A 20,328-nucleotide genomic window follows, 5' to 3' on the forward strand; every position below is an offset into this window, starting at 1 on the left:
CCTCACTCGGCGCGGATCTGCGCGCGCTCGACCACCGTCCGCCAGCGGGCGACCTCGGCCTCCTGGAAGCGGCGGAAATCGGCCGCGCTGGAGGCGACGACGTCGAAGCCGATCTGGTTCAGCCGCTGCCGGCTCTCGGGGTGCTGCAGGGCCTCGATGCAGCCGGCCTCCAGCCGCGCCAGGATCGGCGCCGGCACGCCGGCCGGGGCCATCACCGCCTGCCAGGAGGTCACGACGAAGTCGGAGAGGCCGAGTTCGCCTCCCGTCGGCACATCGGGGATGGTCGCGTTGCGCGCGGCGCTCGTCACCATCACGGCGCGCAGCCGCCCGGCGGCGATGTGGGGCGCGACCGTGCCGAGATTCTGGAAGGTGAGCTGCACATCACCCGCCAGCAGCGCCGTGGCAGCCGCGGCGCCACCCTGATAGGGGATATGCGTCGCGTCGGTGCCGGTGCGCAGCTTGAACAATTCCATCGTCAGATGCTCCGAGGAGCCGACGCCGGAGGTGGAATAGGAGGCGCGGCCGCCATTGGCCCGCAACCAGGCCAGCACGCCCGCATAGTCGGTGGCGGGGACCTGCTGGGGGTTGATCACCATCACATTGGGCGTGGTCACCGCCAGCGTGATCGGCGCGAAATCCCGTACTGGATCATAGGGAAGATTGGGTCGCAGCGCCTTGTTGATCGCATAGACGCCGATCGAGCCCGTCATGATGGTGTGGCCATCGGCCGCAGCCCGCGCCATGGCCTGCGCGGCGACGGCGCCATTGGCCCCCGGGCGATTCTCGACCACCACGGTCTGCCCCAGCAGGCCGCCCAGCCGCGCGGCGATGACGCGGCCGGTGATGTCGGACGGGCCGCCGGCGACAAAGGGGATCATCATGGTCACGGGGCGTTGCGGCCAATCCGCCTGCGGCTGCGCCCGCGCCAGCGCGGGCAGAAGGGCAGGCGTGGCCAGCAGGGTGCGACGGTTCAGCATTCGGGTTCCTCCGGTTTGGCCGCATCCTGCCGGCTGCGGGGCGGCTTGTCCAAACAACCTGTTCCCGTCATATCCGCGGCGTTACGGGAGCGAACATGAATGTCCATTGACCTCGAAATCGCCCGCGCCGCCAAGCTGCGCCCCATCGCCGAGATCGCCGCCAAGGCGGGCATCCCTGACGAGGCCCTGGAACCTTATGGCAAGTACAAGGCCAAGATCGGCCTCGATTTCGTGGCCCGCGCCCGGCATGACCGGCCGCTCGGCAAGCTCGTTCTCGTCACCGGCATCAACCCGACGCCCGCCGGCGAGGGCAAGACGACGACGACGGTCGGCCTCGGCGATGCGCTGAACCACATCGGCAAGCGCGCCATGATCTGCCTGCGCGAGCCCTCGCTCGGCCCCTGCTTCGGCGTGAAGGGGGGTGCGGCCGGCGGCGGCCATGCGCAGGTGGTGCCGATGGAGGACATCAACCTCCATTTCACCGGCGATTTCCACGCCATCACCGCGGCCAACAATCTGCTCGCCGCGATGATCGACAACCACATCTACTGGGGCAATGCGCTGGGCATCGACGCCCGCCGCATCACCTGGCGCCGCGCGCTCGACATGAATGACCGCGCGCTGCGCAGCGTGGTGGGCTCGCTCGGCGGCACGGCCAATGGCTTCCCGCGCGAGGATGGCTTCGACATCGTGGTCGCGAGCGAAGTGATGGCGGCCTTCTGCCTCGCCTATGACCTGGCCGATCTGCAGAAGCGCCTGGGCCGCATCATCGTGGCCTCCACGCGCGATGGAAAGCCGGTGACAGCCGCCGACCTCAAGGCCGATGGCGCGATGGCGGTGCTGCTGCGGGACGCGCTGGCACCGAACCTGGTCCAGACGCTCGCCGGCTCCCCCGCGCTGGTGCATGGCGGGCCCTTCGCCAACATCGCGCATGGCTGCAACTCGGTGATGGCGACGACGCTCGGCCTGCATCTCTCGGATGTGGTGGTGACGGAGGCGGGCTTCGGCGCGGACCTTGGTGCGGAGAAGTTCCTCGACATCAAGTGCCGCCTGGCCGGCCTCTCGCCCGATGCCTGCGTGATCGTGGCGACCATCCGCGCGCTGAAGATGCATGGCGGCGTGGCCAAGGCCGATCTCGGCCGTGAGGATGTGGGCGCGGTGAAGCGCGGTGTCGCGAACCTCGCCCGCCATGTGGAGAACATCAAGAAATTCGGCCTGCCGCCCGTGGTGGCGCTGAACCGCTTCACCGCGGACACCGAGGCCGAGATCAAGGCCGTGCAGGAGGCGATGGCCGCACTCGGCACCGAGGCCATCCTCTGCACCCATTGGTCGGACGGTGCCGCAGGTACGGTGGAACTGGCGCATGCCGTGATGCGGCGCCTCGATGCGAAGGAAGCCGCCTTCCGGCCGCTCTACCCCGACGCGACGCCGCTGGCCGACAAGATCGGCACCATCGCGCGCGAGATCTACCGCGCGCGGGACGTGGCGATTCCGGATTCGGTCCTGGCGAAGCTGAAGCGCTTCGAGGCGATGGGCTTCGGGGCCGCCCCCATCTGCATCGCCAAGACGCAATACAGCTTCTCGGCCGACCCCACCGCGCTGGGCGCCCCGGTGGACCATGTGCTGCCGGTGCGCGACGTGCGACTGCTGGCGGGTGCGGGCTTCGTCGTCGCCATCACGGGTGACGTGATGACCATGCCCGGCCTGCCCCGCGTGCCGGCGGCCGAGACCATCCGGCTCGACGAGGCGGGGCGGATCGAAGGGCTGTTCTGACCAGCCCTTACAGGAAGGGACGCCAGGGCGCGCTGACGAGGTGATAGCCCGCGGCGTCCCGCCGCATGCGGCCGAAGCCCGGGAAGTCCATGTGCATCCCGGCCACCAGCAGCCGGTCCGCCACCGCCATGTCGAAGACGCGGCGGCGCGTGGCGACGGCGGCCGCCGGGTCCACGTCGAAGGCGATGCCCCATTCGGGGTGGCGCGTCTGCAGCGCCGGGAAGTGCACCATGTCGCCGAAGACCAGCAGCTGCGCATTGCCCGAGGCGATGCGGTAGATGGTGTGGCCCGGCGTATGGCCGAAGGCATCCACCGAAGTGATGCCCGGATTCACCTCGCGCCCGCCCGGGACACGGCGGATGCGGCCGCGATAGGCGGCCTCCACCTGCTTGGCATAGGCAAAGCCGCCGCGCGAGCCTTGAGGCACGCGGTTGATGTTGGCCTCATCGAACCAGAAGGCGGCCTCGACCTCGGGGATGACGAGTTCGGAGGTCGGGAAGAGCGCGGCCCCCTCGCGGCTGCACAGCCCGCCCGCGTGGTCGCGATGCATGTGGGTCAGCACCACGCTGTCCACCATCGCCGGCGTGACACCCATGGCGGCTAAGTTGGCCGGCAACTGCCCCATGGTCGGCCCCAGCGCATCGCCCGATCCGGTATCGATCAGGGAGAGCCTGCCCCCCGCATTCACCAGGAAGGTGTTCAGCGCGCACGGCACCGGGCCATCCGTCGGCTGGAAGTTCTCACCCAGGATCCGCCGCGCCTCGGCCAGGTTGGCCTCCCCGAAGACGGCGGGCGGCAGCGCGATGCTGCCATCGCTCACGGCCGTCACTTCGATGTCGCCGATCTTGGTGCGGTAGAGGCTCGGGACCTGGCGGCCGACAGGCGGCTGCGCGGCCCGGGCACCGCCGGCCAGGGTCAGAAACGCGGGCCCGGCAAGCAGGGCATGGCGACGCGGCAGGGACATGCGGGGCTTCCTCCATGGCCGAGTGATCCGGCCTTGATGGGGGAAGCCTAGGCGTGCCGATCGTGGCGGTGCAACCGGCGCGACACCGCCAGGTGAGGCCAGCGGGCGAGGAGCTGCCGGACCGGCGCGATCGGCACGGGCTCGTGACCCCAGGCCAGTCGTGCCGTTCTCGCCCCCGCATCTGACGTGGCACTGCAGGGACAGGCGAGGCCACGGCCTAAGCCAGGCTGTTGGCAAGCCCCCGCAACCAGGCGGCGACGGCCACAGCGCCGGCATCCGGCGTTCCGATGGCGCGCACGCCAAGGTAGCTCGCGCGGCCGCGCCGGGGATGCATCGCAGCGGTCGCCCGCGCGCCCGCTTCCGCCGCCGCAGCGGCGCGGTCGAGCGCCGCGGAGGCGCCGGCACCCTGGCGCAACGCGACCGACAGCGCCTCCGCCGCGGGCTGAAGCGCATCGAGCATGGTGCGGTCGCCCGGCTTGGCGCCCCCCAGCGCGGCGATGGCCGCGACGCCTGCGTCAAACGCAGCCGCCCAATCCTCCGCCCCCGGCCGCGCCGGCAGGTGTCGCGCCGCCCGCACGAGGCCGGCGGCGTAGAAGGGGCCGGAACTGCCCGCGATCGCACGGCGCAGCGCGCGGGCGACGGCCGAGAGCGCGGTCGGCGCATCGGCGAAGGCGCCATCGGGCAGCGCACGCATCGCCGCCGCGCCACGCGCGAGCGACAGGCCGAGATCACCATCGCCGCTTGCGGCATCGAGTGCGGTCAGCTCCGCCTCGGCCGCGTCCAGCGCGTCGGCCACCGCCAGCGCCGCCTTGCGCAGCGCCGCATCGGGCGCCCCCGGCAGCTTGGCAGCCGGGGGCGACGGGTCGGCGGCGAGCTGCCGCGCCGCAGGAAGCCGCCCGCCGCCCGGCCAGGCCGGCGCTTCCGCGCCAGCATCCAGCCGCGCGAGGCGTGCTGCATCCAGCGCCATGACGGAGAGCGAGCAGCCCGGCATCTCGATCGCGGTGAGGAAGGCGCCGCACCAGGCGCGCTCCACCAACAGGCCGGCCGCGCGCAGCCCCGCAAGCGCGGCGCGCGCGACGATGGCGAGCTCCATCGGCGGCGTCCCGCCCAGGCCATTGACCAGCAGCGCAACCTGCGCGCCCGGCGGCAGGGCGTGGTCTGCCAGGATCGCCTCCAGCATCGCGGCGACGGCGGCATCGGCGGTCGCGCGCGGCACGCGGCGCAGCCCGGCCTCCCCATGGATGCCAAGGCCGAGTTCCATCATGTCATCCGGCAACTCGAAGCCCGGCCGGCCGGCCGCAGGCACGGTGCAGGGGCCGAGCGCTACCCCCATGCTGCGAAGGGCGGCCGCTGCAGCGCGCGCCTCGGCGGCGACCTCGGCCAGGGTCAACCCGGCCTCGGCGGCGGCGCCGGCCACCTTGTGCACCAGGACGGTTCCAGCGATGCCACGGCGCCGGTCGGGATCCACCACATCGCGCAGGGCGACGTCGTCAGCCACGATCACGCTTTCGACCGGGATGCCCTCGGCGCGCGCAAGCTCCGCCGCGAGGCCGAAATTCAGCACGTCGCCCGTGTAGTTCTTAACCACGAGCAACGCGCCGGCCGGCCCCGCCGCTGCCCGGATCGCCGCCAGCACCTGATCCACGGAGGGAGAAGTGAAGACGTCGCCCGCCACCGCCGCGGTCAGCAGGCCAGGGCCCACATAGCCCGCATGCGCCGGCTCATGCCCGGAGCCGCCGCCGGAGATGACAGCGACGCGCCTGGCCGATGGCGGCGGCAGCGCCGCCCGCAGGATGACCCCCGCTTCTGCGATCAGAGCGAGCCCGGGCGAGAGATCCGCGAGCCCTTCGAGCATCTCGCCCACGGCAGCGCGCGGGTCATTGACGAATTTGCGCATCCTCGGCTCCCTGGCGGGAGGCCAGCCTAGCGCCTAGCGCGGCCGGTCCACCAGCTTCGATGCCCGCAACGACGGCGTCGCAGGATGCGAGGCCCGGGACTGCCAGAGGGGGAGGGTGGCGGAGGGGATGGGATTCGAACCCACGAGAGGGATTATCTCCCTCTAACGGTTTAGCAAACCGCCGCCTTCGGCCACTCGGCCACCCCTCCGCAGGAGTTTGAAGTTTACACGGCGTATGCAGGGGGCCTGATACAGGCCAAGCCCCCCGCCGTCAAACGCTCTCAGCTCAGCGCCACCTCGAAGCCGCGGGCCGTGGCAGGGCGGGCCATCATGCGGGCGTACCAGGCGGCCACGTTCGGCAGGTCGTCGAAGGGAACCTGGTGCCGCTCATGCCGCCAGGCCCAGCCCAGGATGGCGAAGTCGGCGATGCTGGGCTCGCCCTCCGTCGCCACGAAATCGCGGCCCGCCAGGCGGCGGTCCAGGACGCCATACAGACGTTTGGTCTCACTGTGATAGCGGTTGAAGCCATAGTCCCGCGCGGGGCCCTCGGGCTGCATCAGGAAGTGGTGCACCTGGCCAGGCATGGGGCCGAAGCCGCCCATCTGCCACATCAGCCACTCCATCACCGGCACGCGGGCGCGCAAATCCTTCGGCATGAAGCGGCCGGTCTTCTCAGCCAGGTAATAGAGGATCGCGCCGCTTTCGAAGACGGTGATGGGCTGTCTGCCCGGGCCATCCGGATCCTTGATGGCCGGGATCCGATTATTGGGCGAGAAGGCCAGGAAGCTCGGCTCGAACTGCTTCTTGTTGCTGATGTCCACCGGCACCACAGTGTAGGGCAGGCCCATCTCCTCCAGCGCCACGCTGATCTTGCGGCCGTTTGGCGTGTTCCAGGTGTGGAATTCGATCGTCATCGGTGTGCCTTTTTTCGGACGGGTGTTCCCGGCAGAATGCCATCTTGCCGCCCTGGAAGCATCCCCCAGACCTGGAAGCCCGCATGACCTCCCGCCCCTCCGACGACACGCTGACCCGCCTGCGCTATGACGCGGACAAGCGGTCGGCACTGGTCGCCTATCTGATCTGGTTCTTCCTCGGCTATGGCGGCGTGCACCGCATGTATCTCGGCTACTGGGTCAGCGGCCTCATCATGCTGGCGTTGCTGGCCGTCTCGGCGCTCTTCACGCTGGTGCTGATCGGCTATGCCGGGATCGGCCTCATCCTGGTCTGGTGGCTGGTGGACGCGCTGCTCATCCCGGGCATGACGCGGCGGGCCAATCACCGGCTGATCGACCGCCTCGCGCGCTGAATTGTCATCGGGCCGCGGTAACGCGGCCCCGCCCACAGCGTTAGCGTCCGGTCACCCAACAGGAGGATGACCGCATGTCGGATGTGAAGGTCGAAATCGAGGGCGACAGCGACGCCGCCGTGGCGCTGGCCCTGCTCCGCATGATTTCGACGGCGGAGGGCAAGAACGAGGATGGCGACCGCGAATGGTTCCTGGAAACCTTCGCGGCGTGCCTTGCGGTCGTTCGCGATGCAGAGGTGATGAACCTCGACGACATCGGGGAGGATGACGAGGAAGAAGACGAAGAGGGGAACGCCCCCGCCAACTGAGAAGCCTCCCGGCGGGTCAGCGCGGCCGGAACTCCTGGGCCACCTGGCGCAGGAACCTCCGGATCGCCGCGGGCGATGTCAGATGATGCACGCGCTTCGTGCCTGCCATGTCCTGGATCAGACGACGGTAGCGCGGCGTGAGGTGGCGATGGCAGGGACCGATCACCCGATAGCTGCTCAGGCTGCTGCGCCAGACCGGGCTGCGGGCCGGCCAGCCTTCCGGATTGACGAAGACGCCCTTGATCAGCCGCTTCGTCACCCACCACCGATGGACGACCAGCGGCAGATCCACATGGATGAGCGTATCGGCGGCGTCGAAGCGCTCGAAGGCCGTCCCGACGCTACCGAAACCCTCGATGATCCAGCCCTCGCCCCGCAGCAATTCGGCGTGGCGGGTCAAATACTCCGCCTCTGGGACCAGCCCGCCGCCATCACGGAAGCGCAGCCGGTCCACGCCATGCAGCGGCAGACCGGTGATGTCGGCGAGGCGCCGCGCCAGGGTGGATTTGCCGCCGCCCGCATTGCCGAAGATGGCAACCCGGCGCACCTGCCCCTCACCCGCCGGGTTCGCCGAGCTTGGCCTTCAGCACCTCGTTCACCAGGGCCGGGTTTCCCTTGCCGCCCATGGCCTTCATGGTCTGGCCGACGAAGAAGCCGAACAGCCCCGCCTTGCCGCCGCGATACTGCGCGACCTGGCCCGCATTGTTCGCCAGCACGGCATCCACCGCGGCTTCGATGGCGCCCGTATCCACCACCTGGCGCAGCCCGCGCTCATCCACGATGGCGGCGGCACCCTTGCCTTCCTCGAACATGATCTCGAGGACGTCCTTGGCGATCTTGCCGTTGATGGTCTTGTCGGCCATCAGATCCAGCAGCTCGGCCAGGGCGGCGGGGCCCACCGGGCTTTCCTCGATGGCAAGGCCGCGCTTGTTCAGGTGGCCGAACACGTCGCCCGTCAGCCAGTTGGCGACGGTCTTGGCGTCCCGCCTGGTGCCTCCCTCTGGGCCCAGCACCGCCTCGAAATAGGTCGCCGTCTCGCGCTCGATGGTCAGCACATGCGCGTCATAGGGCGAGAGGCCGAGCGCGATGTAGCGCGCGCGCCGCGCATCCGGCAGCTCGGGCAGCGTGGCCTTCAGCTGATCCACCCAATCCTGGGTGAAGACGAGCGGGGGCAGGTCCGGGTCGGGGAAGTAGCGGTAGTCATGCGCGTCTTCCTTGCTGCGCATGGAGCGCGTCACACCGCGCGCCGTGTCAAACAGGCGCGTCTCCTGCTCGACCGTGCCGCCCGATTCCCAGATCTCGATCTGCCGCCGCGCCTCGGCCTCCACGGCCTGCATGACGAAGCGCACGGAATTGACGTTCTTCACCTCGCAGCGCGTGCGGAATTCCTCGCCCGGGCGACGGACGGAGACGTTGACGTCGGCCCGCATCGAGCCCTCGTCCATATTGCCGTCGCAGGTGCCGAGATAGCGCGTGATCTGGCGGATCTTCGCCAGATAGGCGCCGGCTTCCTCCGGCGAGCGGATGTCGGGCTCGCTCACGATCTCCATGAGGGCCACGCCGCTGCGGTTCAGGTCGATGAAGGACTTGGCCGGGTGCTGGTCATGCTGCGACTTGCCGGCATCCTGCTCCAGATGCAGGCGCGTGATGCCGATCCGCTTCACGCTGCCATCGCCCAGCGTGATCTCCACCACGCCCTCGCCCACGATGGGATGCGCGTATTGGCTGATCTGATAGCCCTGCGGCAGGTCGGCGTAGAAATAGTTCTTCCGGTCGAAGCGGGACCAGAGGTTGATCTTCGCGTTCAGGCCGAGGCCGGTGCGCACCGCCTGCGCGATGCACTCCTCGTTGATCACGGGCAGCATGCCGGGGAAGCCCGCATCCACGAAGCTCACCTGGCTGTTCGGATCGGCGCCGAAGGCGGTCGCCGCGCCCGAGAAAAGCTTGGACTTGGAGAGCACCTGGGCGTGGATCTCGAGGCCGCAGACGACCTCCCACTCACCCGTCTCGCCCTGGATCGTGTAGCTCATGCCATCACCTGCGGCTTGGCGGTGAAGTTCGCCGCGCGCTCCAGCGCCGCGCCCACCGCGAACACGGTTTCCTCATCGAAGGGCCGGCCGATGACCTGAAGGCCCAGCGGCAGCCCCTGCCCGTCCAGACCGGCCGGCACGGCAAGACCGGGCAGGCCAGCCAGGTTCGCGGTCACGGTGAAGACGTCATTCAGATACATGGTCACAGGGTCGTCCTGCTTCTCATCCATCGGGAAGGCAGCGCTGGGCGTGGCCGGCGTCACGATCGCGTCCACCTTCTCCCAGGCCTGCGTGAAGTCGCGGGCGATCAGCGCGCGGACCTTCTGCGCCTTGAGGTAATAGGCGTCGTAATAGCCGGCACTCAGCACATAGGTGCCGATCATGATGCGCCGCCGCACCTCGGCGCCGAAGCCCGCGGCGCGCGTGCGCTCATAGAGATCGCGCAGATCGGAATCGCGCTCCGTCACGCGCAGGCCGTAGCGCACGCCGTCATAGCGCGCGAGGTTGGAAGACGCCTCCGCCGGCGCCACCACGTAATAGGTGGGCAGCGCGTATTTCGTGTGGGGCAGGCTGATGGGCACGATCTCGGCGCCCTGCTGCTTCAGCCAGTCGAGCCCCTGCTGCCACAGCGCCTCGATCTCGGGCGCCAGGCCCGGCAGCGTGTATTCCGCCGGCACGCCGATGCGCAGGCCCTTCACCGAACGCCCGCAGGCCGCGGCGAAATCCGGCACGGGCAGGTTGGCGCTGGTGCTGTCCTTCGGGTCATGACCCGCCATGGAGCGCAGCAGGATCGCGCAATCCTCGACCGAGCGCGCCACCGGCCCCGCCTGGTCCAGCGAGGAGGCGAAGGCCACGATGCCCCAGCGCGAGCAACGCCCATAGGTCGGCTTGATGCCGGCAATGCCGCAAAAGGCCGCCGGCTGGCGGATGGAGCCGCCGGTGTCGGTCGCCGTGGCCCCCATGGCCAGCCGCGCGGCCACCGCCGCCGCCGAACCGCCCGAGGAACCGCCCGGCACCAGGCGCTTCTCCGGATCATTGGCGCGGGACCAGGGGTTCTCCACGCCGCCAAAGGCGCTGGTCAGGTTGGAGGAGCCCATGGCGAATTCGTCCAGGTTCAGCTTGCCGAGGAACACCGCGCCATCGCGCTTCAGCTGCGCGCTGACCGTGCTCTCATAGGGCGGCACGAATTCACCGAGGATCCGGCTCGCCGCCGTGGTGCGCAGCCCTTCGGTGGCGAACAGGTCCTTGATGCCGAGGGGAATGCCCTCGAGCGGCCCCGCCTCGCCCTTGGCCCGCCGCGCATCCGAGGCGCGCGCCGAGGCGAGCGCGCTCTCGCCCGCCACGGTGATATAGGCATTGAGGCGCGGGTTCAGGCGCTCGATGCCGGCGAGGAAAGCTTCGGTCAGCTCGACGGCGCTGATCTCGCGCTTGTCCAGCGCGCTCAGGCCCTCGGCGATGGTCAGGTCGGTCGCGCGCATCATTCCACCACCTTCGGCACGCCGAAATATTCGCCCTCGCGGTCAGGCGCGTTGCGCAGCACGGCATCCGCCTGGCCGCCATCGGTCACGGCATCGGCGCGCCAGGGCAGCGCCACCGGGTTGGGCGAGCCGCCGGCCATGGGCTCGACGCCTTCCGTGTCCACCGCCTGCAATTGCTCGATCCAGCCCAGGATGCCGTTGATCTCGGCCTGGAGCTTGGGAACCTCGGCATCATCCAGGCGCAACCGGGCCAGATTGGCGACGCGACGCACCGTCGCGGCATCAAGCGACATGGGAAACCACTCTTCCGTTCGTGAAGGGGGCGGACCATAAGGCCCAGCATGCCTCTCATCAACATGGCCGATCTGCGGGCCCTGCTGCACCGCCACGCGCGGCTCCTGGGCCTCGACCCCGGGGCGAAGGTGATCGGCCTCGCGCTCAGCGACGTGACGCTCATGCTGGCCAGCCCCTATGGCAGCCTGAAGCGCTCCAAACTGGCGGCGAATGCGGCCGAAATCCGCACCATCGCGGAAAAGCAGGGCGTGGGCGGCCTTGTGGTCGGCCTGCCGCTCTCCATGGACGGCACGCGCGGCCCGGCCGCCCAGGCCGCCGGCGATTGGGCCTTGGCGCTGAGCGAAGCGGCCGGCCTGCCCTGCGCCATGTGGGATGAGCGCCTCTCGAGCGCCGCCGTGAACCGCATGATGATCAGCGAGGCCGACCTGACACGGAAGCGCCGGGCGGCGGCGGTTGATTCGGCCGCCGCGGCCTACATGCTCCAGGCCGCCTTGGACGCCACGGCGCCCCGGGCTACATGAGAGGCCCATGAGCGGCTTTTCCTACCCCCTCCTGCCCACGGGGCACCTCCTGGCCATCGAGGGGCTGGAGCCGCCGCATATCGCGGGCCTGCTCGACCTCGCCGAGAACTACGCCCTGCTGAACCGCCAGGGAAAGACCCAGCGGGACCTCCTGAAGGGCCGCACGCTGATCAACCTCTTCTTCGAGGACAGCACCCGCACCCGCACCAGCTTCGAGCTGGCCGGCAAGCGGCTGGGGGCGGACATCGTGAACATGTCGGTCTCCACCAGCAGCGTGAACAAGGGCGAGACACTGCTCGACACGGCGTCCACGCTCAACGCCATGCACACGGACCTTCTGGTGATCCGCCATGCGCAATCCGGCGCGCCGGCGCTGCTGGCGCAGAAGGTGGACGCGGCCGTGATCAATGCCGGCGACGGCACGCATGAGCACCCCACCCAGGCGCTGCTGGATGCGCTGACCATCCGCCGCCGCAAGGGCAGGCTGGAGGGCCTCATCGTCGCCATCTGCGGCGATGTGCTGCATTCGCGGGTGGCGCGCAGCAACATCCATTTGCTCTCCGCCATGGGGGCGCGGCTGCGCGTGGTGGGCCCGCCCACGCTCATCCCCTCCGAATGCGCGCGCCTCGGCGTCGAGGTGCATCACGACATGCGCTCGGGCCTGGAAGGCGCAGATGTGGTCATGATGCTGCGCCTGCAGAAGGAGCGGATGAATGCGGGCCTGGTGCCGAGCCCGCGCGAGTTCTTCCGCTTCTACGGGCTGGACGCCGCGAAGCTGGCGCGCGCCAAGCCCGATGCCATCGTCATGCATCCGGGCCCGATGAATCGCGGCATCGAGATCGACAGCGCCATCGCGGATGACCCCGAGCGCAGCGTGATCGGCGAGCAGGTGGAGATGGGCGTGGCGGTCCGCATGGCGGTGCTGGACGTGCTCTCGCGCGATCTGCGACGGAACGCTTGATCCGTTTGGCACAGGAGGGCGAGGCAGAGACGCTTCGCAGCCTGGTCCGCGCCGCCTATGCCCATTACGTCCCGCGCCTCGGCCGCGAACCCGCGCCGATGACGGATGACTACGCGGCGCGCATCGCCGCGGGCGAGGCCTGGCTGCTGGAGCTGGACGGCCGCCCGATCGGCGCGCTGGTGCTGGAGGACACGGAGGAAGGCCTCCTGATCGACAACATCGCCATCGCGGCGGAAGCCCGTGGCACCGGTCAGGGCCGTCGCCTCATGGGTTTCGCGGAAGACGAGGCCCGGCGGCGGGGCCATGCGCGCTGCTGGCTCTATACCAACGAGAAGATGGTCGAGAACATCGCGCTCTACACCCGCCTCGGCTACCGCGAGACGCACCGGGCCGAGCAGCACGGCCACCGGCGCGTCTTCATGGAGAAGCCGCTCAGCCTTTGAGCTGCGCGGCAATCACCGCCGCGAAGACATCCCCGCCACAGCCGCAGCCGAGCGCCGCATCCGGCCCCTGATGCGTGCAGAAGGGATGCTGGCAGGCCTCGGCCAGCGCCGCGCCATCCGTCGCGGCGAAGCGGCCGCTGGGGGCCGCACCACCGCCGAGGCGCGTGGGCCGGGGCGCCTCGGCGCGGCCGGAGGGCGCGGGGGGTGCCGGCTGGACGCGCCCCTCCAGCACCGTGCCCCAGACCTTGATGTCCTTCAGCGCGGCGGGCGGGACGGCATAGGGGCTTTGCTCCAGCACGGTGAAATTGGCGAATTTGCCGGGCGTGATGGAGCCGACCTCGCCCTCCAGCCGGATCGAATGCGCGGCGTCGATGGTCATGGCGCGCAAGGCAAGGTCGAGCGAGACGCGCTGCTCCTCGCCCATCACCGGGCCTTCCGCCGTGGTCCGGTTCACCGCCGCCCAGATCAGCTGCAGCGGCTTGGCCGGCGCCATCGGCATGTCGGAATGGAAGGAGATGGACATGCCGGCATTCTCGGCATCCTTCAGCGGCACCATGCGCCGCGCGCGCTCCGGCCCGATGCCGATCTGCGCATAGCGACCCGCCAGCGCTGTCACATAATAGGGATTGGCGCTGACGATGCAGCCCAGTCGGCCGGCGCGGGCCACCTGCTCCGGCGCCGCGAAGCCGAAATGCACGATGGTGGTGCGGTGGTCGAAGCGCGGCCGGCGGCGCATGGCGCGCTCGAGATTGGCGAGAAGCACCTCCATCCCGCCATCGCCGTTGTTGTGGATATGGATGTGGTAGTCGGCATCCCAGAAGGTCTGGAAGGCGAAGGAGAACACGTCCGGGTCCATGATCCAGGCGCCCTGGTGGCCATCCGTGTAGCCATCCTTCATCTGCATGAGCTGGCTGTAGATCGCGCCATCGATCAGGAACTTGATCTGCTTGGGCAGCCAGCGCGCGCGGCCCGAACCCCAGGCGAGCGGCTTCTGCGCCTCGGCGATCTGCGCCGCGGCATCATTGGGAAACATCGCAGCGAAGGACTTTCCGTCCGGGATGAAGTAGTGGTTGAAGGGCACGGAATCCGCCGCATAGACAGCGTTGATCGCATCCTGCAGGGGCTTCGAGTAGAAGCCGCCGGGCTCGGCCGCCGTGGTGATGCCGTTGCGGTGGTAATACCCGACGGTGAATTCCAGCCCCTGCCGCAGCCGCTCAGGCGTGGCCATCGCGGGCGCGGTCTTCTCCAGCACCTTGAGCGCGCCCTGCTCGAAGAAATGGCCCTTGGCGACATCAGCCTGCGCGCGCTGGCTGGGCGTGAAGCTCGCCAGGAAGGCGTCATCCACGCCGTAGAGGCGCATTAGCGCCGTGTTGAGATAGACCTCGTGCTGGCTGCGGTGCCAGACGATCACCGGCGTCGTGCCCGCCTGCTGGTCCAGCCAATCGCGTGACATCGCGCCATGGAAGTAGTGATGGTAGCCCCAGGTGAGAAAGACCGCCTCGGGGTCGCGCGCCTTGTGCGCGGCCAGCGCCTCGGCGAAGCGGCGGCGATAGCCCGCCTCATCGCGCACCGCGGTGCGGAAGCCGGCCAGCGTGTCCCAATCCTCGATGGCGATCACCTCGGCCACCACCATCAGGCTGGAGAGCACGGGATGCACATGCTGCTCGACGAAGCCCGGCAGGATCACCTTGCCCTCGAAGCTGCGGTCCAGGCGGAAGGGCTGGCTGCCCGCCAGCGCCTGCAACTCCGCGAGGCTGCCGACGGCGGCGATGCGCCCACCCACCACGGCCACCGCCTCGGCCCGCGGGCGGGCGGGGTCCATGGTGATGACCTCCCGCGCCAGATAGATCACCGCCTCGGGCTGCGGCGCCACGCGATTCACCAGGTCCTGCAGGCTGATGGCCTGGGCGGCCGCGTCCTGGATCAGGAAGGGCGCCGCGAGGGCACCCGTGGTGAAGGAACGACGTGTCCGGGTCATGCGACGACCTCTTTTCCTGTCGGTTCAGAATGCGAAGGAGATGAGCGCCCGCCCCTCCCAGGCATTCACATTGGGCACGAAGAGCGACAGGTAGCCAAGCTGCGCGCTCACCTCGACATTGCGACTGATCTGCAGCGCGGCACCGCCCCGCACTTGCCCGGACCAGCGGGTGAGGTCCTGGACCGTGCCATTGGCGGCGGGGGCCGCGTTCACCGCCTGGTCGAGCAGATAGGTGGCGCCGGCGCGCAGGAAGGGGCGCAGCACCATGCCATTCTCCAGCCGGAAGGGCTGGCTGACGCCGACGCTCGCGGAGAGGCTCGACTGCTGATAGCTGTCCGAGAGGTAGCGCGTGCCCGCCGTGCTGGTGAAGGCGCCGGCCCAGTCATTCGTCCGCAGGTAGGTCAGGCGCGGGCGGAACTCCGCCCAGGGCGTGGTGACGATCTCCGTCAGGTTGGCGGCGAGGAACCAGCGCTCGGTGCCATAGCTGCCCGACTCGCCCGGCACGTTCAGCTTCTGCTTGCTGCCGGCATAGCCCGACCAGATGTCGAACACCGTCGTCGGCCGGATGCGCCAGCCGAGATAGGGGCCGAGCGACCAGCCATCGCGGTTCATGTTCAGCCCATAGGCGCGGCTCTGGCTTTCCTGCCGGTCGCCGCTGACGGCGAGGCCCAGGATCACATTGTCGGTGATGCAGAAGTCGAGACCGCCGGTCAGTTCGAAGTAATCGCCCGAGACCGAGACGCCCGCGCTGGTGTTGCGGCCGCCCACGTAGCGCGGGCTGCCCCAGATGTTCCAGCGCCGCGCCGCGTCCTCGCCCGCCATGGGCGCGAAGCGGGTGAAGTCGAAGGCGATCTGGTCGGAGATCTGCGTGCCGCCGAAGAGCAGGCTGTCCCCGGCGAAGCGCGCGACGTTGCGCTGCAGCCCGGAGACCTCACCCGGCAGAACCGTCACCACGACCTGGTCGCCGCCGCCGCCCGTGCCACCGCCCGAGCCGCCACCAGTGCCGCCGCCCGTGCCCCCACTGGAACCACCGCCGGTCCCGCCGCCCGTGCCGCCGCTCGACCCGCCACTGGATCCGCCACCGAAGCCGCCGCCACTGCCCCCCTGACCCGGCGTGATCACGATGGGCTGCGGCGGCCGGACCAGCACGGGCGGCATGGTCCCGCAGACGCCCGCGCGCTGCGAATTGGCGATGACCTCATTGCTGTAGATGTAGGGCGTGCCCTGGGTATAGGTCATCACGAAGCTCTCGGCCGTGTTCGGCGCGGTGGGTGCGACCTGGAACCGCACCTGGCTGCCCGGACTGCCCGCCGCCGCGAAGCTGCCCAGCGCGACGACCACCCCCTGGTCTGTCGGTGCCGGCACCAGGCGCCGCAATTCGGCATCGAGCTGCGCATAGGGGGCCTGGTTCCGGGCATCGATGCAGAAGGCGCCGCTCAGCGTGGTACCACCGAAACTCAGCCGGAACAGGTTTTCCGCCCGCACCAGGCTTTGCGCGGCGGCTGGCCCCGCCAGGGCCCCGGTCACCATCGCCATCGTCGCCAGACCATACCGCATCGCGTTCCACCCCCTCGCACCGCCGCGCGGGATTCTTGAGGCCTCGGCGTGTTTGTTCTGCCCTGCCTGCCCGGACGCGACACGAAAATGCTGCCATCGCAGGCTTGGATGAATTGTCGCGAACGCGATAATCTTTCCTAAATTTTGCGTTAAGGGGACGCCCATGCCGGAGCCGAAATCGCGCCTCGCCCGGGCCGGGGCGGAGCAGGCCGTCCTCTCACGCGGCTGGCTCCAGGGGCAGCCCGCCGCCGTCCAGAAAACCTTCCTCCACCGTGCCCACCTGCGCCATTTCGTGACCGGAGAGGTCGTCTTCCAGGTCGGCGCCTCGCCGGGCGGGCTGTTCGGCGTGGCATCGGGCTCTTTCGCCATCCATGTGGGCGGCACGGAGTCGCCGCCGCATATGGCCACCATCCTCAGGGCCGGCAGTTGGTTCGGGCATGGGCAATTCGCCGGGCGGCGCCCGCGTATCCTTGCCGTGCAGGCGCTGGAAGCCGCCTGCGCCCTGCATGTGAGCCTCGCCGATCTCGACGAATTCACCGCAACCGAACCGCTCGGCATACGCGCCCTCGCCGCCCTCAGCGTCGCCAACCAGGACCTCAGTATCGGCGCCGTGCGGGACCTGCTGCTGCCGCGCGCCGAGCAGCGCATCACGGCCACGCTGCTGCGCGTCACCGCCGATGCCGAGCCCGATGCGCCCGAGGGCTACCGGCTCACCCAGGCCGCCTTGGGCGAGATGGCCAATGCCTCGCGCCAGCTGGTCAATCGCTGCCTGGCCGGGCTGGAGCGCATGGGCTGGATCGAGCAGGGCTACAACGTGATCCGCATCCGCGACGCCGAGGCGCTGCGCCGCTTCGCCCATGGCAGCGGGCCTGCCCCGTGGCGTGCCGCGCCGCCCCGGCTATAACGGGGGCGATGGCACACCTCCTCGTCACCAATGCCCGCCTGCTCGACCCTGCGAGCGGCCTCGACGCGCCCGGCGCCCTGCTGATCGAAAACGGCCGCATCGCGAGCCTGACCGGCGCGCCGGCCGAGGGCGTGCCGGTGCTCGATGCCGGCGGCGCCTGCCTCTGCCCCGGCCTCGTGGACATGCGCGCCAGCATCGGCGAGCCGGGCGCCGAGCACCGCGAGACCATCGCGAGCGCGGCCCAGGCGGCGGCGGCCGGCGGCATCACCACCCTCGCCCTCCTGCCCGATACCGAGCCCGCGCTGGACGACCCCGCGCTGGTCGAATTCATCATCCGGCGTGGCGAGGCGACGGGCAGCCTCACCCTGCTGCCCTATGCGGCGGCGACGAAGCATTGCGCCGGCAAGGACCTTTCCGAATACGGCCTTCTGCGGGAGGCGGGTGCGGCCGGCTTCAGCGACGGCGCCAAGGCCATCGGCTCGGCCCGCATGATGCGCCTCGCCCTTTCCTATGCCCGGGCCTTCGGCGCCATGGTGGTGCAGCATCCGGAGGATCCGTCCCTTGCCGGCACCGGCTCCGCCACCGAGGGCGAACTGGCCACGCGGCTCGGCCTGCCCGGCATTCCGGCGGCGGCCGAGGCGATCATGGTGGCGCGGGACATCGCCCTCGCCCGCCTCACCTCCGGCCATGTGCATTTCGGCCATGTCAGCACGGGCGCGGCCCTCGACCTGATCCGCGCCGCCAAGGCCGAGGGGCTGCGCGTCACCTGCGACACGGCGCCGCCCTATTTCGACCTGAACGAGACGGCGATCGGCGATTTCCGCTCCTACGCCAAGCTCAGCCCGCCGCTGCGGCGGGAGGAGGATCGCCTCGCCGTGCTGGCGGCGCTGGCGGACGGGACGATCGACGCCATCGCCTCCGACCACCAGCCGCGCGACGCGGATGACAAGCGCCTGCCCTTTGCCCAGGCGGAGGCGGGCGGCGTCGGCCTCGCCACACTGCTGGGTGTGACGCTGGCGCAGGTGCATGGCGGCAACCTCCCGCTGCTGACGGCGCTGGGCCTGATGACGCACCGGCCGGCCGCGCTGCTGGGGCTGGAGGCCGGCCGCCTTGCCGTGGGCACCCCGGCCGATCTCTGCCTCTTCTGGCCGGACCGCGCCTGGCAGGTGAAGGCCGGCCAATTGCCCGGCAAGGCGCAGAACTCGCCCTTCGACGGCCGCGCGCTGGAAGGCCGCGTGATGGCCACCATCAAGGCCGGCCGGAAGGTCTTCGGCTGATGGATGACATCCTGTCCACCGGCCTCGCGGCCCTGCTGGCTGGCCTGCTCGGCTCCATCCCCTTTGGCCTGCTGCTGACGCAGGCGGCGGGGCTGGGCGACATCCGCAGCATCGGCTCGGGCAATATCGGCGCGACGAACGTGCTGCGCACGGGGAAGAAGTGGCTGGCGGCCGCGACGCTGCTGCTTGATTTCGGCAAGGGCGTGCTGGCCGTGGTGCTGGTCACCTGGCTCTTCGGCGCGGCCAATGCGCCCATGGCGGCGCTGGCTGCGGTGATGGGCCATTGCCACCCGCCCTGGCTGGGCGGCAAGGGCGGCAAGGGGGTCGCCACCGCGCTCGGCGTTTTCCTCGGCCTCGGCTGGGGCGTCTTCATCGCCGCCGCGGCGGGCTGGATCGTGGGGGCCGCGACGTCGCGCATCTCCTCCGTCGGCGCGCTCTCCGCCATGGTGGTGGCCGCCATCACCGCCTTCGCCGTGCTGCGCTTCGACGCCGCGGTCGCGATCACCATCATCGCCGTCTATGTGATCATCCGGCACGAGGCGAATATCCAGCGCCTGATCGCGCGCACCGAACCGCGCATCGGCCAGGGCAAATAATGTCCCTCGCGCGGCTGCGCCTCGCCCGGACCGAGGGTGTGGGCCCCGCGCTGCATCGCCGCCTGTTGGCCCGGCATGGCAGCGCCGAAGCGGCGCTGGAGGCGCTGGGCCCCCGTGCCCATCCGCACGACGGCGCGCTGCGCGAGATGGAGACGCTCTCCGCCATGGGCGCACGGCTGATCTTCCAGGATGACGCCGACTACCCGCCCTTGCTCGCGCTGATCGAGGATGCGCCCCTGGTCCTCGCGGCCCAGGGCAGCCTGTCGCCGCTTCGCCAGCGCGGTGTGGCCGTGGTGGGTGCGCGCAATGCGAGCGGCATCGCCCGCCGCTTCGCCGAGGACCTGGCCGATGCGCTGGCGGTGAGGGGCATCGCCGTCATCTCGGGCCTGGCGCGCGGCATTGATGCCGGGGCCCATGCCGGCGCGCTGCGTTCGGGCACCACCATCGCCGCCATCGCCGGCGGGCTCGACCGCCCCTACCCGCGCGAGAATGCCGCGCTCCAGGCGCGCATCGTGGCCGAGGGCGGCCTCGTTCTCAGCGAGGCGCCGCTCGGCACCGCCCCCCTCGCCCGCCACTTCCCGCGCCGGAACCGGATCGTCGCCGGGCTCTCGCTGGGTGTCGTCGTGATCGAGGCCGCGCTGCAATCGGGCACGCTCATCACCGCACGCCTCGCCGCCGAGGCGGGGCGCGAACTCTTCGCCGTGCCCGGCAGCCCGCTCGACCCGCGCTGCCGCGGCTCCAATGACCTGATCCGACGCGGCGCGCGCCTGACCGAGACGGCCGAAGATGTGCTGGCCTTCCTGCCCGAGGCGCCGGCCGCGCTGCCCATCCTGCGCCTTGCCGAATTGCCGGAAACACCCCCTGAAGCCATGGAAGAGGCACCACCCGAAACCGGGGCCTCGGCGCAAGTCCTTGAAATGATAGGTGCAACCCCGATAGCGGTTGACGAGTTGGGCAGGCGCTGCCAGCTATCGGCCTCTCAGCTCTCTGCCATCTTGCTTGAACTGGAATTGGCCGGGCGCATCGAAACCCTGCCCGGGAACCGGGTGGCACTGGCCTGACGG

Annotated in this window: 20 protein-coding genes and 1 tRNA gene; 10 read left to right on the forward strand and 11 right to left on the reverse strand. The window is 70.1% G+C overall.

What is annotated here, in order from left to right; all coding sequences use genetic code 11:
- Positions 1-2 precede the first annotated feature (2 nt).
- Positions 3-977 carry a tripartite tricarboxylate transporter substrate binding protein gene (locus KTR66_RS17400; protein WP_213614721.1) on the reverse strand — a complete coding sequence of 325 codons (975 nt, stop codon included), beginning with the start codon at positions 975-977 and terminating at the stop codon, positions 3-5.
- Positions 978-1,076: 99 nt separating this feature from the next.
- Here KTR66_RS17400 and KTR66_RS17405 point away from each other — a divergent pair, with 99 nt between their 5' ends.
- Entirely contained in the window at positions 1,077-2,750 is a 1,674-nt protein-coding gene (locus KTR66_RS17405; RefSeq protein ID WP_213614723.1) for a formate--tetrahydrofolate ligase, read from the forward strand.
- Positions 2,751-2,757: 7 nt separating this feature from the next.
- On the opposite strand, the gene KTR66_RS17410 is transcribed toward KTR66_RS17405, so the two are convergent.
- The 4 genes from KTR66_RS17410 to KTR66_RS17425 form a co-directional block, all read right to left on the reverse strand.
- Positions 2,758-3,714 carry an MBL fold metallo-hydrolase gene (locus KTR66_RS17410; RefSeq protein ID WP_213614725.1) on the reverse strand — a complete coding sequence of 319 codons (957 nt, stop codon included), beginning with the start codon at positions 3,712-3,714 and terminating at the stop codon, positions 2,758-2,760.
- Positions 3,715-3,931: 217 nt separating this feature from the next.
- Complete coding sequence (locus tag KTR66_RS17415) at positions 3,932-5,611, reverse strand: dihydroxyacetone kinase family protein (protein WP_213614727.1); 1,680 nt, start codon at positions 5,609-5,611, stop codon at positions 3,932-3,934.
- Positions 5,612-5,727: 116 nt separating this feature from the next.
- Positions 5,728-5,820 (reverse strand) — tRNA-Ser (locus KTR66_RS17420).
- A gap of 72 nt (positions 5,821-5,892) precedes the next feature.
- On the reverse strand, positions 5,893-6,525 hold the full coding sequence (locus KTR66_RS17425) for a glutathione S-transferase family protein (RefSeq protein WP_213614729.1): 633 nt from the start codon (positions 6,523-6,525) through the stop codon (positions 5,893-5,895).
- A gap of 83 nt (positions 6,526-6,608) precedes the next feature.
- Here KTR66_RS17425 and KTR66_RS17430 point away from each other — a divergent pair, with 83 nt between their 5' ends.
- Together KTR66_RS17430 and KTR66_RS17435 are read left to right on the forward strand one after the other, a co-directional pair.
- Positions 6,609-6,917, forward strand: a complete 309-nt coding sequence (locus tag KTR66_RS17430) for a TM2 domain-containing protein (protein WP_213614731.1) — start codon at positions 6,609-6,611, stop codon at positions 6,915-6,917.
- Between the two features lie 74 nt (positions 6,918-6,991).
- Complete coding sequence (locus KTR66_RS17435; RefSeq protein ID WP_213614733.1) at positions 6,992-7,225, forward strand: hypothetical protein; 234 nt, start codon at positions 6,992-6,994, stop codon at positions 7,223-7,225.
- Between the two features lie 16 nt (positions 7,226-7,241).
- On the opposite strand, the gene KTR66_RS17440 is transcribed toward KTR66_RS17435, so the two are convergent.
- From KTR66_RS17440 to gatC, 4 genes are read right to left on the reverse strand one after another with little or no spacing between them, the layout of a single operon-like run.
- Complete coding sequence (locus KTR66_RS17440) at positions 7,242-7,772, reverse strand: hypothetical protein (protein WP_213614735.1); 531 nt, start codon at positions 7,770-7,772, stop codon at positions 7,242-7,244.
- A gap of 7 nt (positions 7,773-7,779) precedes the next feature.
- Complete coding sequence (gatB, locus tag KTR66_RS17445) at positions 7,780-9,255, reverse strand: Asp-tRNA(Asn)/Glu-tRNA(Gln) amidotransferase subunit GatB (protein ID WP_213614737.1); 1,476 nt, start codon at positions 9,253-9,255, stop codon at positions 7,780-7,782.
- Positions 9,252-10,733, reverse strand: coding sequence for an Asp-tRNA(Asn)/Glu-tRNA(Gln) amidotransferase subunit GatA (gatA, locus tag KTR66_RS17450; RefSeq protein ID WP_213614738.1), 1,482 nt, complete (start codon positions 10,731-10,733; stop codon positions 9,252-9,254). Before gatA ends, gatB begins: the two co-directional genes overlap by 4 nt.
- On the reverse strand, positions 10,733-11,026 hold the full coding sequence (gatC, locus tag KTR66_RS17455; RefSeq protein ID WP_213614740.1) for an Asp-tRNA(Asn)/Glu-tRNA(Gln) amidotransferase subunit GatC: 294 nt from the start codon (positions 11,024-11,026) through the stop codon (positions 10,733-10,735). Before gatC ends, gatA begins: the two co-directional genes overlap by 1 nt.
- Positions 11,027-11,074: 48 nt before the next feature.
- Between gatC and ruvX the strand changes: the two genes are divergently transcribed.
- From ruvX to KTR66_RS17470, 3 genes are read left to right on the forward strand one after another with little or no spacing between them, the layout of a single operon-like run.
- Positions 11,075-11,548, forward strand: a complete 474-nt coding sequence (ruvX, locus tag KTR66_RS17460) for a Holliday junction resolvase RuvX (RefSeq protein ID WP_213614742.1) — start codon at positions 11,075-11,077, stop codon at positions 11,546-11,548.
- 7 nt (positions 11,549-11,555) lie between these two features.
- Positions 11,556-12,509: an aspartate carbamoyltransferase catalytic subunit gene (locus KTR66_RS17465; protein ID WP_213614743.1), complete on the forward strand. Its 954-nt coding sequence runs from the start codon at positions 11,556-11,558 to the stop codon at positions 12,507-12,509.
- Positions 12,506-12,952: a GNAT family N-acetyltransferase gene (locus KTR66_RS17470; protein WP_213614744.1), complete on the forward strand. Its 447-nt coding sequence runs from the start codon at positions 12,506-12,508 to the stop codon at positions 12,950-12,952. The genes KTR66_RS17465 and KTR66_RS17470 overlap by 4 nt, the downstream gene beginning before the upstream one ends.
- Here KTR66_RS17470 and KTR66_RS17475 read toward each other — a convergent pair.
- Positions 12,942-14,930, reverse strand: a complete 1,989-nt coding sequence (locus KTR66_RS17475) for an amidohydrolase (RefSeq protein WP_213614745.1) — start codon at positions 14,928-14,930, stop codon at positions 12,942-12,944. The two genes, KTR66_RS17470 and KTR66_RS17475, sit on opposite strands and share 11 nt — an antisense overlap.
- Positions 14,931-14,954: 24 nt before the next feature.
- Positions 14,955-16,487, reverse strand: coding sequence for an autotransporter outer membrane beta-barrel domain-containing protein (locus KTR66_RS17480; protein WP_213614746.1), 1,533 nt, complete (start codon positions 16,485-16,487; stop codon positions 14,955-14,957).
- Positions 16,488-16,650: 163 nt separating this feature from the next.
- Here KTR66_RS17480 and KTR66_RS17485 point away from each other — a divergent pair, with 163 nt between their 5' ends.
- From KTR66_RS17485 to dprA, 4 genes are read left to right on the forward strand one after another with little or no spacing between them, the layout of a single operon-like run.
- Positions 16,651-17,391 carry a Crp/Fnr family transcriptional regulator gene (locus KTR66_RS17485; protein WP_213614748.1) on the forward strand — a complete coding sequence of 247 codons (741 nt, stop codon included), beginning with the start codon at positions 16,651-16,653 and terminating at the stop codon, positions 17,389-17,391.
- Positions 17,392-17,399: 8 nt separating this feature from the next.
- Positions 17,400-18,668 (forward strand): dihydroorotase family protein, encoded by a 1,269-nt coding sequence (locus KTR66_RS17490; RefSeq protein WP_213614750.1) that lies wholly within the window; start codon positions 17,400-17,402, stop codon positions 18,666-18,668.
- Positions 18,668-19,264, forward strand: coding sequence for a glycerol-3-phosphate 1-O-acyltransferase PlsY (gene plsY / locus KTR66_RS17495; protein ID WP_213614752.1), 597 nt, complete (start codon positions 18,668-18,670; stop codon positions 19,262-19,264). Before KTR66_RS17490 ends, plsY begins: the two co-directional genes overlap by 1 nt.
- The gene (gene dprA, locus KTR66_RS17500) at positions 19,264-20,325 is read left to right on the forward strand and encodes a DNA-processing protein DprA (RefSeq protein ID WP_213614754.1); all 1,062 of its coding nucleotides are present in this window, start codon (positions 19,264-19,266) and stop codon (positions 20,323-20,325) included. Before plsY ends, dprA begins: the two co-directional genes overlap by 1 nt.
- The last annotated feature ends 3 nt before the right edge of the window (positions 20,326-20,328 follow it).

The organism is Roseococcus sp. SDR (genome assembly GCF_019083995.1).
Classification (GTDB): Bacteria; Pseudomonadota; Alphaproteobacteria; order Acetobacterales; family Acetobacteraceae; genus Roseococcus.